Source organism: Pseudomonas sp. VE 267-6A (assembly GCF_024126555.1).
GTDB classification, from domain to species: domain Bacteria; phylum Pseudomonadota; class Gammaproteobacteria; order Pseudomonadales; family Pseudomonadaceae; genus Aquipseudomonas; species Aquipseudomonas palmensis.
This window is the reverse complement of the sequence record NZ_JAMYBY010000009.1, coordinates 54,977-67,353: the sequence shown is the minus strand read 5'-3', so window position 1 is coordinate 67,353 and position 12,377 is coordinate 54,977. Positions and strand designations below refer to the sequence as shown.

General features: G+C 64.7%; 13 protein-coding genes. 8 read left to right on the top strand and 5 right to left on the bottom strand.

Annotation, left to right across the window (positions count from 1 at the left end):
- Positions 1-51: 51 nt before the first annotated feature.
- Both NJH59_RS12295 and NJH59_RS12290 read right to left on the bottom strand, forming a co-directional pair.
- The gene (locus NJH59_RS12295) at positions 52-1,044 is read right to left on the bottom strand and encodes an AraC family transcriptional regulator (protein WP_043861531.1); all 993 of its coding nucleotides are present in this window, start codon (positions 1,042-1,044) and stop codon (positions 52-54) included.
- Between the two features lie 87 nt (positions 1,045-1,131).
- The gene (locus NJH59_RS12290) at positions 1,132-2,118 is read right to left on the bottom strand and encodes an asparaginase (protein WP_253086839.1); all 987 of its coding nucleotides are present in this window, start codon (positions 2,116-2,118) and stop codon (positions 1,132-1,134) included.
- Here NJH59_RS12290 and NJH59_RS12285 point away from each other — a divergent pair.
- Positions 2,117-2,698, top strand: coding sequence for a hypothetical protein (locus NJH59_RS12285; protein WP_229589177.1), 582 nt, complete (start codon positions 2,117-2,119; stop codon positions 2,696-2,698). The two genes, NJH59_RS12290 and NJH59_RS12285, sit on opposite strands and share 2 nt — an antisense overlap.
- A 126-nt stretch (positions 2,699-2,824) precedes the next feature.
- Here NJH59_RS12285 and aspA read toward each other — a convergent pair whose 3' ends face one another.
- Positions 2,825-4,249: an aspartate ammonia-lyase gene (gene aspA, locus NJH59_RS12280; RefSeq protein ID WP_043861534.1), complete on the bottom strand. Its 1,425-nt coding sequence runs from the start codon at positions 4,247-4,249 to the stop codon at positions 2,825-2,827.
- Between the two features lie 178 nt (positions 4,250-4,427).
- On the opposite strand from aspA, the gene NJH59_RS12275 reads away from it, so the two are divergent.
- The 5 genes from NJH59_RS12275 to NJH59_RS12255 all read left to right on the top strand — a co-directional run bounded on the left by NJH59_RS12275 (position 4,428) and on the right by NJH59_RS12255 (position 8,053).
- Complete coding sequence (locus tag NJH59_RS12275; protein ID WP_043861535.1) at positions 4,428-5,333, top strand: LysR substrate-binding domain-containing protein; 906 nt, start codon at positions 4,428-4,430, stop codon at positions 5,331-5,333.
- Between the two features lie 212 nt (positions 5,334-5,545).
- Positions 5,546-6,037, top strand: coding sequence for a 5-(carboxyamino)imidazole ribonucleotide mutase (purE, locus tag NJH59_RS12270; protein WP_054916459.1), 492 nt, complete (start codon positions 5,546-5,548; stop codon positions 6,035-6,037).
- 10 nt (positions 6,038-6,047) lie between these two features.
- Entirely contained in the window at positions 6,048-7,130 is a 1,083-nt protein-coding gene (locus NJH59_RS12265; RefSeq protein ID WP_043861537.1) for a 5-(carboxyamino)imidazole ribonucleotide synthase, read from the top strand.
- A gap of 92 nt (positions 7,131-7,222) precedes the next feature.
- A complete protein-coding gene (locus NJH59_RS12260) occupies positions 7,223-7,468 on the top strand; it encodes a GlsB/YeaQ/YmgE family stress response membrane protein (RefSeq protein WP_043861538.1) in 246 nt (81 codons plus the stop codon).
- A gap of 51 nt (positions 7,469-7,519) precedes the next feature.
- On the top strand, positions 7,520-8,053 hold the full coding sequence (locus NJH59_RS12255) for a DUF3299 domain-containing protein (protein ID WP_236176493.1): 534 nt from the start codon (positions 7,520-7,522) through the stop codon (positions 8,051-8,053).
- A gap of 49 nt (positions 8,054-8,102) precedes the next feature.
- Here NJH59_RS12255 and NJH59_RS12250 read toward each other — a convergent pair whose 3' ends face one another.
- Together NJH59_RS12250 and NJH59_RS12245 are read right to left on the bottom strand one after the other, a co-directional pair.
- On the bottom strand, positions 8,103-8,999 hold the full coding sequence (locus tag NJH59_RS12250; RefSeq protein ID WP_253086838.1) for a D-hexose-6-phosphate mutarotase: 897 nt from the start codon (positions 8,997-8,999) through the stop codon (positions 8,103-8,105).
- A 72-nt stretch (positions 9,000-9,071) separates the two neighbouring features.
- Positions 9,072-9,473 (bottom strand): acyl-CoA thioesterase, encoded by a 402-nt coding sequence (locus tag NJH59_RS12245; RefSeq protein ID WP_009402429.1) that lies wholly within the window; start codon positions 9,471-9,473, stop codon positions 9,072-9,074.
- A 360-nt stretch (positions 9,474-9,833) separates the two neighbouring features.
- Here NJH59_RS12245 and NJH59_RS12240 point away from each other — a divergent pair, with 360 nt between their 5' ends.
- Together NJH59_RS12240 and NJH59_RS12235 are read left to right on the top strand one after the other, a co-directional pair.
- Entirely contained in the window at positions 9,834-11,123 is a 1,290-nt protein-coding gene (locus NJH59_RS12240) for an MFS transporter (RefSeq protein WP_043861540.1), read from the top strand.
- Between the two features lie 150 nt (positions 11,124-11,273).
- The gene (locus tag NJH59_RS12235; RefSeq protein ID WP_043861541.1) at positions 11,274-12,275 is read left to right on the top strand and encodes a phosphate ABC transporter substrate-binding protein PstS; all 1,002 of its coding nucleotides are present in this window, start codon (positions 11,274-11,276) and stop codon (positions 12,273-12,275) included.
- Positions 12,276-12,377 lie beyond the last annotated feature (102 nt).

Genomic DNA, 12,377 nt, shown 5'->3' with positions numbered 1-12,377 from the left:
TGGCCAACACGGTTGTCCGCATTTCGCCCCCTCGCGGTGCATGCGCGTGTTTCAGGCGCGAAAATGGCTCGGTGCCACGCCGCTCCAACGCAGGAAGGCGTGTCGGAAGCTGGCCGGCTCGCTGAAGCCCAGCACCTCGGCGATGCGGTAGATCGGCAGCTCGTCCTCGGCCAGCAACTGCTTGGCCCGTTCGAAGCGCAGCTCATCGAGCAGTTGTTGATAACTGCTGCCCAGCTCGTGCAGGTGGCGACGCAGGGTGCGTGACGAACAGCTCATCTGCCGCGCCAGGCCCTCGAGGCCTGGTGGTGCCTCCAACTGCTGCTGCAGCAGCTGGCGAATGCGCCCGAGCCAGGCCTGGCGCCCGGTGAATTCCAGGTTCTGCCGGCGGCAGCGTTCGCTCATCGCACGGTGGGTGATCGGGTCGGCCAGGGGCAGGGCCCGGGCCAGCCAGTGGCGTTCGAAGGCAAAGGCATTGTCGCTGGCGCCGAACTGCAGGGGGCAGTCGAAAGGCGCGCTGTAGAGCGCCTGGTAATCCGGGGCAGGGTGAGCGAAACGCGCGCCCAGCAAGGGCAGCGGCTGGCCGAGCAGGTCGTTGCAGATGACCTTGAGCGACGTCAGGCAGAACTCGGCATTGAACGCCGCAAGCTCCGGGGCCTGGCCGTAGTCGCTGGCGCTGAACCAGACCCGCTCGCCGTCCTCGATCAGGCGCAGCTGGAAAAGTGTTCCCAGCAGCGCGGGGTACTGCAGGGCCAGGTGCAGGGCGTCACCCAGGGTGGCACCGGAAAGCAGGGCGTAACCGAGCATGCCGTAGGATGAAACGTGCATGCGCTGGCCCAGCTCCAGCCCGACTTCCCGGCGCATGGCCACGGCGTTGGCGCACACCCGCAGTTCCTGGTGCGTGGTGATGCGCCAGTCGGCGCGGCCCAGGTCGGCCGGGGTGATGCCGGTGCCTTCGAGCAGCCGCTGGGCGGCACGGTCTTCGTCCTTGAAGGCCTGCAGCATCAGGGAAACCGCGTTCAGGGTGGTGAGGTGGGAGTGGAGCATGCTCGGCATCCGGCTGAGGGGGCTTGGGGTTGAGTGAGCAATTTGTATGCCCTTCAGGGCCTGTTCGCTGGCAAGCCAGCGAAGGGCTCAACGTAATTCGCCAGCCAGGTCCAGCCCAACCAGCCGTCGCACCTCGTCAACCGGCAACCGGCTACCAAGCAATGCCTGCAATTTGCCGAACGCCGCCTCCCGGGTCATTCCGCCACCCGACAGCACACCGGCCTCGCGCAGGCGGCTGCCGGCTGCGTACACCTCCAGTTCGACCCCGCCTTCATGGCACTGGGTGATCGCCACCACCACGATGTCACGCGCGCAGGCTTGTTCCAGCACGGCCACGAACGCATCGTCATCACACGGCCCGGTGCCGCTGCCATAGCATTCCAGCACCAGCCCCTGGACCCCGCTGTCGAGTGTGGCCTGCAACAGCGCGGCGTCGAGGCCTGGCACCAGCGGCAACACTGCAACCTTGGCCACCTGCAGCGGCGCGCGATAAGCCAGTGCTGCCGGTACGGGCGCCTGCGCCGCACCGCCCGAGCGCTGCAAGGTCGCGAACGGGTTCCGGCCGAAGCTGCGCACCTTGGCGGTGCGGTTGGGCGCCAGCAGCTGACCGTGGAAATACAGCTGAACACCCGGCGACGTACCCTGGCTCAGCAACTGCAGCGCCCCCGTGAGGTTCTCCCACGCATCGCTGTCCGGCGTACCGGCCGGCAGCATCGAGCCGGTGAACAGCACCGGCACCGTCAGCCCGAGCAACTGGAAGCTCAAGGCGGCGGCGCTGTAGGCCAGGGTGTCGGTGCCATGCAGCACCAGCACGCCATCGCAGCCCTGGCCATCCACCGCTTCGATGATCGCGGCGCGCAGGCGCTGCCAGTAGCAGGGCGTCATGTTGGCGCTGTCGATCAGCGGCAGCAGTTCGCGGAACTGCCAGGCTGCCAGGCCCGGTTGCCCGGCCAGTTGCTCACGCATGCGCTGCTCGAAGCCCGACGCCGGGGCCAGGCCGCCGGCGCTGGCCTGCATGCCGATGGTGCCACCGGTGTACAGCACCATGATGTTGTGGGCAGGGGCCGGGGTCATGGCCTGTCTCCGTGCTCGACTGAAGGAAAGCCGACCACCTTACGCCATCCCCCGGCGCGCTGTCAGCGGCCGGGCCGCCCGAGTTCGCGATGGGCAGCGTGACGGCCAGCGGTTACCATCGCGCCTGCTTCAGGACGAAGGTGCCAAGGACGTGTCGACGAACAAGTACAAATCCGCGCAAGAGCGCCTGTGCGCCGCGGTAGACCTCAATTGCCCGGCATGCGGCCACGTCTGGTTGCCGAGCGAGGGCGAACTGGAAACGCTCATGGGCGGGCAGCCGCTCACCTGTGCAAAGTGTGCCCAGGCACTGGTGTTGCCCGAGGCGGATCACCGGGCCATGAAGCGCCACCTCAGCCGTTCCAACTGGGCAGACCTGATCAGCGGGCTGGGCGTGGTGCTGTGCTTTATCGGGGTGCTCACGGTGCGCCATTACACGGGCGATCTGACCGCCTTCATGGTGGCGCTCTGCCTGGCGTTCGTGTGGTGGTTCATGAAGGAGATCGTCAGCGATTCGACCTTCCTGAATGTGCTGCTGCTGCCCTCGTCGGCAGAAGCAGCCGACACCACCGGTTCGCTGTAGGCGCCGGCATTGCTGGCGAAGCTCGCGCCGCAGGCAAAAAAAAGGGCCCGGAGACAAAGTCCCTGGGCCCTCAAAAGGTGAGAGGTGTCTAGTCCCTCAACCTGGTGAGCGGTAGTACGGCGTCGGTTACGCTTTGAGCGGTACCAGACGCGGTGCAATCATGTTTTCCGGACGCAGGATGTCGTTGAGCATCGCTTCGTCCAGCAGGCCTTCCTCACGCACCAGTTCCAGTACGCCGCGGCCGCTTTCCAGCGCGATACGGGCAATACGGGTGGCGTTTTCGTAGCCGATGTACGGGTTCAGGGCGGTGACCAGGCCGATCGAGTGTTCGACCAGTTCACGGCAGCGCTGTTCGTTGGCGGTGATGCCGACGATGCAGTGCTCGCGCAGCATGTCCATGGCGCGTTGCAGCAGACGGATCGAGTCGAAGATCTTGTAGGCGATCAGCGGCTCCATCACGTTCAGCTGCAGCTGGCCGCCTTCGGCCGCGATGGTCAGCGCGATGTCGTTGCCGATGATGGCGAAGGCCACCTGGTTGACCGCTTCCGGGATAACCGGGTTGACCTTGCCGGGCATGATCGAGCTGCCTGGCTGACGCGCCGGCAGGTTGATCTCGTTGATGCCGGTGCGCGGGCCGCTGGACAGCAGGCGCAGGTCGTTGCAGATCTTCGACAGCTTGACTGCAGTGCGCTTGAGCATGCCGGAGAACAGCACGAAGGCGCCCATGTCGGAGGTGGCTTCGATCAGGTCGGCAGCCGGTACCAGCGGCTGGCCGCTGATCAGCGCCAGACGCTGTACGGCCAGGGCCTGGTAGCCCGGGTCGGCGTTGATGCCGGTACCGATCGCGGTACCGCCCAGGTTGACTTCGGTCAGCACTTCCGGCGCCAGGGTGCGCAGGCGGTTGAGGTCTTCGGTCAGGGTGGTGGCGAAGGCACGGAATTCCTGGCCCAGGGTCATCGGCACGGCGTCCTGCAGCTGGGTACGGCCCATCTTCAGTACGTGGCTGAACTCTTCACCCTTGGCAGCGAAGGCCTGGATCAGGCTGTCGAGGCTGGCCAGCAGCGCATCGTGACCCAGCAGCAGGCCCAGACGGATGGCGGTCGGGTAGGCGTCGTTGGTCGACTGCGCCATGTTCACGTCGTTGTTCGGGTGCAGGTACTGGTACTCGCCCTTCTGGTGACCCATCGCTTCCAGCGCGATGTTGGCGATCACTTCGTTGGCGTTCATGTTGGTGGAGGTACCGGCACCGCCTTGAATCATGTCGACCACGAACTGCTCGTGGAAGTCACCGCGGATCAGGCGGGCACAGGCCTCGCTGATGGCGGCGTGCTTGGCATCGCTCAGGTGACCCAGCTCGCGGTTGGCGTCGGCAGCTGCCTGTTTGACCATGGCCAGGCCGACAACCATTTTCGGGTAGTGCGACAGCGGCACGCCAGAGAGGTGGAAGTTGTTGGCAGCACGCAGGGTCTGGATACCGTAGTAGGCATCAGCAGGGACTTCGAGGGTGCCAAGCAGGTCTTTTTCGACACGGAACGATGCAGCAGCGGACATGATAGAGATCATCTCGAGTTAGGCCCGGCACATGCCGGAATGGCGCCAATCCTAGGCCTGCACGGATTTTGCGGCCAATGCTGTTGCACGCTAACCTATGCACAAACGGCATAACGTTCCATGTGACGCCAATTGACATTCGAGCGTGTACCATTTTGGTGCATGCCTGGAGAGCCCGATGAACCTCGAAAGCAAATGGCTGGAAGATTTCAGCGCCCTGGCCGCCACCCGCAGCTTTTCCCAGGCGGCGGAGCGTCGCTTCGTGACCCAGCCGGCGTTCAGCCGGCGCATTCGCAGCCTGGAGGCTGCGTTGGGGCTGACCCTGGTCAACCGCTCGCGCACGCCGATCGAGTTGACCGCTGCCGGCCAACTGTTCCTGGTGACGGCGCGCACGGTGGTCGACCAGCTGGGCGAGGTGCTGCGCCACTTGCATCACCTGGAAGGCGGGCAGGGCGAGGTGATCCAGGTGGCGGCGGCGCACTCGCTGGCGCTGGGCTTCTTTCCGCGCTGGATCGCGCAGTTGCGCAACGACGGCCTGAACATCGCCACGCGGCTGGTGGCGACCAACGTCGGCGATGCGGTGCACGCCCTGCGCGAAGGTGGCTGCGACCTGATGCTGGCGTTCTACGACCCGGATGCGGCCCTGCAGATGGACGCCGAGATCTTCCCCTCGCTGCACCTGGGGCACACCGAGATGCTGCCGGTGTGTGCAGCGGATGCCGACGGCAAACCGCTGTTCGACCTGGAAAACGACGCCAGCGTGCCCTTGCTGGCCTACAGCGCCGGAGCGTTTCTGGGGCGCTCGGTGAATCTGCTGCTGCGCCAGCGCAACCTGCGCTTTACCACCATCTACGAAACCGCCATGGCCGACAGCCTCAAGAGCATGGCCCTGGAAGGCCTGGGTATTGCCTGGGTGCCGCGCCTGTCGGCCCGTGCCGAGCTTGAACGTGGCGAGCTGGTGATCTGTGGCGGTGCGCAATGGCACGTGCCGCTGGAGATCCGCCTGTACCGCTGCGCGCTGGTGCGCAAGGCCAACGTGCGCCTGCTGTGGCGCAAGCTCGAAGGCGGGCCGGCGACGGCTTGACTCCAGAGTCAGCCCGAAGCCCTGAAAAAGCCCGAAAAATAAGGCTTACAGTTGGTCGCCGGGGTGCATCAAACACACGGCTTTACGATATACTGCGCGGCCTTCGGTCGGTACACCCGGCCCTAATTCGCATAACAAGCCACGCCGGTCGTCCCTGCGTGGCTTGTTGTTTTTTGACGCGCCTGAAGGCGCCCAAGAGAAGAGGCTCGACGATGAGTGCACTGGTTGGCGTGATCATGGGCTCCAAGTCCGATTGGTCCACCCTTAGCCACACCGCCGATATGCTGGAAAAACTCGGCATTCCCTACGAAGTGAAGGTGGTTTCCGCCCACCGCACGCCGGACCTGCTGTTCCAGTACGCCGAAGAGGCCGAAGGCCGTGGCATCGAGGTGATCATCGCCGGTGCCGGTGGCGCTGCCCACCTGCCAGGCATGTGCGCCGCCAAGACCCACCTGCCGGTGCTGGGTGTGCCGGTGCAGTCGGCCATGCTCTCGGGCGTCGATTCGCTGCTGTCGATCGTGCAGATGCCGGCCGGCATCCCGGTTGCCACCCTGGCCATCGGCAAGGCTGGCGCGATCAACGCCGCGCTGCTCTCGGCGAGCATCCTGGGCGCCAAGCACCCGCAGTTCCATACCGTTCTGAAACAGTTCCGCGCTGAGCAGACAGACAACGTTCTGGACAATCCAGACCCGCGCCAGGCCTGAGGTCACACGCATGAAAATCGGTGTAATCGGTGGCGGCCAACTGGGCCGCATGCTGGCCCTGGCGGGTACCCCGCTGGGCATGAACTTCGCTTTCCTCGACCCGGCCCCTGACGCCTGTGCGGCTGCCCTGGGCGAGCACCTGCGTGCCGACTACGGCGACCAGGATCACCTGCGCCAGCTGGCCGACGAAGTCGACCTGGTGACCTTCGAATTCGAAAGCGTGCCAGCCGAGACGGTGGCCTTCCTGTCGCAGTTCGTGCCGGTGTATCCGAGCGCCGAAGCGCTGCGCATCGCCCGCGACCGGCTGTTCGAGAAGAGCATGTTCCGTGACCTGGGCATCCCGACCCCGGCCTTCGCCGACATCCAGTCGCAAGCCGACCTGGAGGCCGCCGTCGCCAGCATCGGCCTGCCGGCCGTGCTCAAGACCCGCACCCTGGGTTATGACGGCAAGGGCCAGAAGGTGCTCCGCACCGAAGCCGATGTTGTCGACACGTTCGCCGAACTTGGTAGCGTGCCCTGCCTGCTGGAGGGCTTCGTGCCGTTCACCGGCGAGGTGTCGCTGATTGCCGTTCGCGGCCGCGATGGCGAGACGCGCTTCTACCCGCTGGTGCACAACACCCACGACAGCGGCATCCTGCGCCTGTCGGTGGCCAGCGAAGACCACCTGCTGCAGAGCCTGGCCGAAGACTACGCGAGCCGCGTGCTCGAGCAGCTCGACTATGTCGGCGTGCTGGCGTTCGAGTTCTTCGAGGTCGACGGTGGCCTGAAGGCCAACGAGATCGCGCCGCGTGTGCACAACTCCGGGCACTGGACCATCGAAGGTGCCGAGTGCAGCCAGTTCGAGAACCACCTGCGCGCCGTGGCCGGCCTGCCGCTGGGCTCGACCGCCAAGGTCGGCGAAAGCGCCATGCTCAACTTCATCGGCGAAGTGCCGGCGGTGGCCGCGGTCGTGGCTATCGACGACTGTCACCTGCATCACTATGGCAAGGCCTTCAAGGCCGGGCGCAAGGTCGGTCACGCCACCCTGCGCTGCGCCGACATGGCCACGCTGGAGCAGAAGATCCAGCAGGTCGAAGCGCTCATCGCAGGCTGAGCGGAACCATTCCCGCCGCGCATCCCTCTGATGGCAGGATGCCAAAGCGCTGACTAGGCTTTGGCTCGTGCACTCAATTCAGAGGGAATGCCATGGGTATCATCGGAACCATCTTCATCGGCCTGATCGTCGGCTTGCTGGCACGTTTTCTGAAGCCGGGCGACGACAGCATGGGCTGGATCATGACCATTCTGCTGGGTATCGCCGGCTCTCTGGCGGCGACCTACGGTGGCCAGGCGCTGGGGATCTACCATGCGGGCGAGGGTGCTGGCTTCCTCGGTGCACTGGTGGGTGCAATCATCCTGCTGGTGATCTACGGCATGATCAAAAAGCGCTGACAGGGCGCTAGAATGCTCGGCAACTTTCCGTCAGTTGCCGAGCTTTTTTTCATGCGCCGAGTCGTACTGCTTATCCTGTTGCTGTGTAGTGGCCTGGCCCGCGCCGAGCTGCCCGAGACCGACTGGCTGGAGCTGATGCCCAAGTCGGACCAGAAGGCGCTGGAGCAGATGCCCGAGATCGACCACAACTCCCCCGAGGCGATGGGTACCTTTACCGAGAAGGGTGGCCTGAAGCAGAGCAAGGGCCTGCCGGCGGTGATGTATTCGAGCAAGACGGTGGCTGCCATGAACGGCAGGCAGATCCGTCTGGGCGGGTACCCGGTGCCGTTGGAAACCGACGCCAAGGGCAACAGCACGCTGTTCTTCCTTGTGCCCTATCCGGGCGCCTGCATCCATGTACCGCCACCGCCGCCCAACCAGCTGGTGCTGGTGCGTTATCCCCATGGCCTGAAGCTGGACGATATCTACACGCCGTTGTGGGTCAGCGGCACGCTGAAGGTGGAGAAGGTCAGCAATGACCTGGCCGATGCGGCGTATGCGCTGGATGCGGGGAAGGTGAGGGTGGTGGAGGACTCCGACCTATAACCGCGCCGGCTCCTGCAATGTAGGAGCCGGCCTTGCCGGCGAATGCGGTCTAGAGCGGTTCGCTGCCGATACTGACACTCAAAGAATGCGTCGCCCCAGGCTTCAGGGTTACCACGTCATCCCACACGTTCGCCGTCTCGATGCACAGCATCCGCTGCCAGCCGTCATCGGCCATGTCCGTGAGCTGCGCGGCGCGGTCCACCCATGGGTTCCAGATCACCGCCGAACGCGAACCCTGGGTACGCAGGGTGATACGCCGGTTCCAGCCCGGGTCGACGATGCTCAGACGCTCAGGTGCCTGCAGGTAGATGCGGTCGGTTTCCCCGGCAAACCCCAGGTCGCCCTGCTGGGTGCGTTGCTCCCAGTCTGCCAGCGTCTCGATGTAGGCCAGCCCGTCCACGCCTTCTACCCGCGCGCCACGCACGTCGCTGACTGCAAAGTAGCTGTGCAGCGCCTGGCTGAGGGTGACGCTGCCATTGCCCAGGTTGTGGCTGTCGAGGGTCAGCGCCAGTTCCTCGCCGAGCACGATGCTCAGTTTCAGTTCCACCGTGTGCGGCCAGCCGGGTAGCTCTCCCAACGTCTGGGGCAGCGTGAAGTCCACGCGTACCGAATCCGCACTGCTGTCGATACCCAGCAACTGCCAGTCACGCCCGCGCACCAGCCCGTGGGCCGGGGCCTCGGCGCCGTGGAACATGGCCTGTACGGCCGCTGGGTTGCGTTGCAGGTTGCCGAACCAGGGCCAGCACACCGGGGCACCGGCGCGCACCGATTTGCCCTGCCTGAAGATCGCCTGATCGCTGAGCCACAGCAGCGGCGGCTCGCCCACGCGCTGGTAACTGAGCACCTGTGCGCCCTGCTGGGCAATCAGCAGCTCGGCGCGAGGCGTGGTGATACGCCAGCAGGCAAGCTCGCCATGCTGTTCGACTTCTACCTTGGATGTGGACATGCGTTGCTCTCGAAGGGTGGCCTACGAGGTCTTGGACCTCGCGCAGACCCTCGAGTTTAGCGCGCCCCAGGCTCAGCGACGAGGCGGCACCGAGCGGGTGCGGCCGCTGCCGTCGATGGCGACGAACACGAACACCGCCTCGGTGACCTTGCGCCATTCACTGCTCAGCGGGTCGTCGCTCCACACCTCGACCATCATCTGGATCGAGCTGCGGCCGATTTCCAGGGTCTGGGTATAGAAGGACAATTGCGCGCCCACCGCCACCGGCACCAGAAAGGCCATGCGGTCGATCGCCACGGTGGCGACGCGCCCGCCTGCGACTCGGCTGGCCATGGCCGTGCCGGCCAGGTCCATCTGGGCGACCAGCCAGCCGCCGAAGATATCGCCGAAACCGTTGGTTTCACGGGGCAATGCGGTGATCTGCAAGGCCAGGTCGCCTTGCGGAATGGGATCTTCTTGTTCGAGTTCAATCATGCCGGGGGTGCCTCTGACCCGTAACGCTTCGTTGGTTTGCGCTGGTGCGGACGCCGCGAAAAACGATTCAGCACGAACATACTACGCTGCTTCGCTCTGCCGTGCGGCGAAGGGAAACTCTGCGAAACCGACTAAGCATACCTAGCGGCGTTTTCGCACAACATCCCACACAAGGCGTAACCGTTTGATACGAGCGGCCAGTATATAGAGCCGCGCGTGGGGCGACGACCATGCGGTCATGATTATCTGCCCCGATTATGTCGATCCATGTGCTTTTTCGAACAATTTGCTATCGTTCGACCTCCTGACAGGCCGGGGCCAGCGCTGCCGCGGCCTGATTTGCCAATAAGAGACGCTTCGATGACCTCCGTGCCCCCCTCCATAGAGCAGCCCTCGCGGCCGCTCACCCGCAGTGACTACAAGACCCTGTCGCTCTCCGCCCTGGGCGGGGCGCTGGAGTTCTACGACTTCATCATCTTCGTGTTCTTCGCCGCGGTGGTGGGCAAGCTGTTCTTCCCGGTCGACATGCCCGAGTGGCTGCGCCTGATGCAGACCTTCGGCATCTTCGCTGCCGGCTACCTGGCGCGCCCGCTGGGCGGCATCGTGATGGCCCACTTCGGCGACCTGCTGGGGCGCAAGAAGATGTTCACCCTGAGCATCTTCATGATGGCCGTGCCGACCCTGATCATGGGCCTGCTGCCCACCTACGCGCAGATCGGCATGTGGGCACCGATCCTGTTGCTGCTGATGCGCGTGATCCAGGGCGCCGCCATTGGCGGTGAAGTGCCGGGTGCCTGGGTGTTCGTGTCCGAACACGTGCCGGCGCGCAACATCGGCTACGCCTGCGGCACCCTGACGGCGGGCCTCACCTCGGGCATCCTGCTCGGCTCGCTGGTCGCGACCCTGATCAACACCGTATACACCCCCGAGCAACTGAGCGACTACGCCTGGCGGATCCCGTTCCTGCTCGGCGGCGTGTTCGGCCTGTTTTCGGTGTACCTGCGCCGCTGGCTGCACGAAACCCCGGTGTTCGCCGAGATGCAGCAGCGCAAGGCATTGGCCGAGGAAGTGCCGCTGCGCGCGGTGCTGCGTGACCACCGTGGCGCCATCGTACTGTCGATGCTGCTGACCTGGTTGCTGTCGGCCGGCATCATCGTGGTCATCCTGATGACCCCGACCGTGCTGCAGACCCTCTACGGCATCAGCGCCACCGAGGCCCTCAAGGCCAACAGCCTGGCCATCGTGCTGCTGAGCATCGGCTGCATCGTGGCCGGGCGCCTGGCCGACCGCTTCGGCGCCGGGCGCGTGTTCATCGTCGGCAGCCTGGCGCTGCTGGCCAGCTCCTGGAGCTTCTACCACAACCTGGCGGCGCACCCTGAGTGGCTGTACCCGATGTACGCGGTTACCGGGCTGTGCGTGGGCATCGTCGGTGCGGTGCCTTACGTGATGGTGCGCGCCTTCCCGCCGGTGGTGCGTTTCAGCGGCCTGTCGTTTTCCTACAACCTGGCCTACGCGATCTTCGGTGGCCTGACCCCGATCATGGTCACCTCGCTGATGAAGTTCAGCCCGCTCGGCCCGGCCTACTATGTCGCCGGCATCTGCACCCTGGGCCTGCTGGTAGGCATCTACCTGCTGCTCACCAAGCGCTGAAACCCCGCCCCGCGTCCGCTATAAAGGCCATCCCTCGAACGAGGTGATGGCCTTTCATCTAATTGTCACATTCAGTTCATAGAGTAGTCATACGGCCTGCAGATACTTGGGCCCGATCCATCTACCCCCAATTCCTGCTAGGAGTAAGGCATGAAACTGAAGCGTTTGATGGCGGCCCTGACCTTTGCCGCCGCTGGCGTTGCGACTGCCAACGCAGTTGCCGCTGTTGATCCTGCTATTCCGACCTACGTCAAAACCACCGGCGTATCGGGCAACCTCTCCAGCGTCGGTTCCGATACCCTGGCAAACCTGATGACCCTGTGGGCCGAGGCCTACAAGAAGGAATACCCGAACGTAAACATCCAGATCCAGGCCGCCGGCTCCTCCACCGCGCCACCCGCGCTGACCGAAGGCACCGCCAACCTGGGCCCGATGAGCCGCAAGATGAAAGACGTCGAGCTGCAGGCGTTCGAACAGAAGTACGGCTACAAACCGACCGCCATCCCGGTCGCCGTCGACGCCCTGGCCGTGTTCGTGCACAAGGACAACCCGATCAAGGGCCTGACCATGGCTCAGGTCGACGCCATCTTCTCCTCCACCCGCCTGTGCGGTGCCAAGGCCGACGTGAAAACCTGGGGCGACCTGGGCGTGACCGGCGACCTGGCCAACAAGCCGGTCCAGCTGTTCGGTCGCAACTCGGTATCCGGCACCTACGGCTACTTCAAGGAAGAAGCCCTGTGCAAAGGCGACTTCAAGCCTAACGTCAACGAACAACCTGGCTCGGCGTCCGTCGTGCAGTCGATCAGCAGCTCGCTGAACGGTATCGGTTACTCGGGCATCGGCTACAAGACCGCCAGCGTGAAAACCGTGGCCCTGGCCAAGAAGGAAGGCGGCGCGTTCGTCGAAGACAACGAAGCCAACGCCCTGAACGGTACCTACCCGCTGTCGCGTTTCCTCTACGTCTACGTCAACAAGGCCCCGAACAAGCCTCTGGCCCCGCTGGAAGCCGAGTTCGTCAAGCTGGTGCTGTCGCAGGCCGGTCAACAGGTCGTGGTGAAAGACGGTTACATCCCGCTGCCCGCCAAAGTGGCCGAGAAAGCGCTGGCCGACCTGGGCCTGAACCACGCCGCCAAAGGCGTCGCTGCAAACTGAGTGTGAACGGGCGCGCCCTGCATCTGTGCGGGCCGCGCTGCAAATTGCGAGTCCGCTGCCAGGCATGCCTGAGCGGCGGGCTTTTTTGCGTCACTGCATTGT

What these genes read in the sequence shown, in the direction of transcription:
- NJH59_RS12295 (WP_043861531.1), bottom strand. Translation starts at nt 1,044, where the DNA reads ATGCTCCACTCCCACCTCACCACCCTGAACGCGGTTTCCCTGATGCTG.
- NJH59_RS12285 (WP_229589177.1), top strand. Translation starts at nt 2,117, where the DNA reads ATGGCCTGTCTCCGTGCTCGACTGAAGGAAAGCCGACCACCTTACGCC.
- NJH59_RS12290 (WP_253086839.1), bottom strand. Translation starts at nt 2,118, where the DNA reads ATGACCCCGGCCCCTGCCCACAACATCATGGTGCTGTACACCGGTGGC.
- aspA (WP_043861534.1), bottom strand. Translation starts at nt 4,249, where the DNA reads ATGTCCGCTGCTGCATCGTTCCGTGTCGAAAAAGACCTGCTTGGCACC.
- NJH59_RS12275 (WP_043861535.1), top strand. Translation starts at nt 4,428, where the DNA reads ATGAACCTCGAAAGCAAATGGCTGGAAGATTTCAGCGCCCTGGCCGCC.
- purE (WP_054916459.1), top strand. Translation starts at nt 5,546, where the DNA reads ATGAGTGCACTGGTTGGCGTGATCATGGGCTCCAAGTCCGATTGGTCC.
- NJH59_RS12265 (WP_043861537.1), top strand. Translation starts at nt 6,048, where the DNA reads ATGAAAATCGGTGTAATCGGTGGCGGCCAACTGGGCCGCATGCTGGCC.
- NJH59_RS12260 (WP_043861538.1), top strand. Translation starts at nt 7,223, where the DNA reads ATGGGTATCATCGGAACCATCTTCATCGGCCTGATCGTCGGCTTGCTG.
- NJH59_RS12255 (WP_236176493.1), top strand. Translation starts at nt 7,520, where the DNA reads ATGCGCCGAGTCGTACTGCTTATCCTGTTGCTGTGTAGTGGCCTGGCC.
- NJH59_RS12250 (WP_253086838.1), bottom strand. Translation starts at nt 8,999, where the DNA reads ATGTCCACATCCAAGGTAGAAGTCGAACAGCATGGCGAGCTTGCCTGC.
- NJH59_RS12245 (WP_009402429.1), bottom strand. Translation starts at nt 9,473, where the DNA reads ATGATTGAACTCGAACAAGAAGATCCCATTCCGCAAGGCGACCTGGCC.
- NJH59_RS12240 (WP_043861540.1), top strand. Translation starts at nt 9,834, where the DNA reads ATGACCTCCGTGCCCCCCTCCATAGAGCAGCCCTCGCGGCCGCTCACC.
- NJH59_RS12235 (WP_043861541.1), top strand. Translation starts at nt 11,274, where the DNA reads ATGAAACTGAAGCGTTTGATGGCGGCCCTGACCTTTGCCGCCGCTGGC.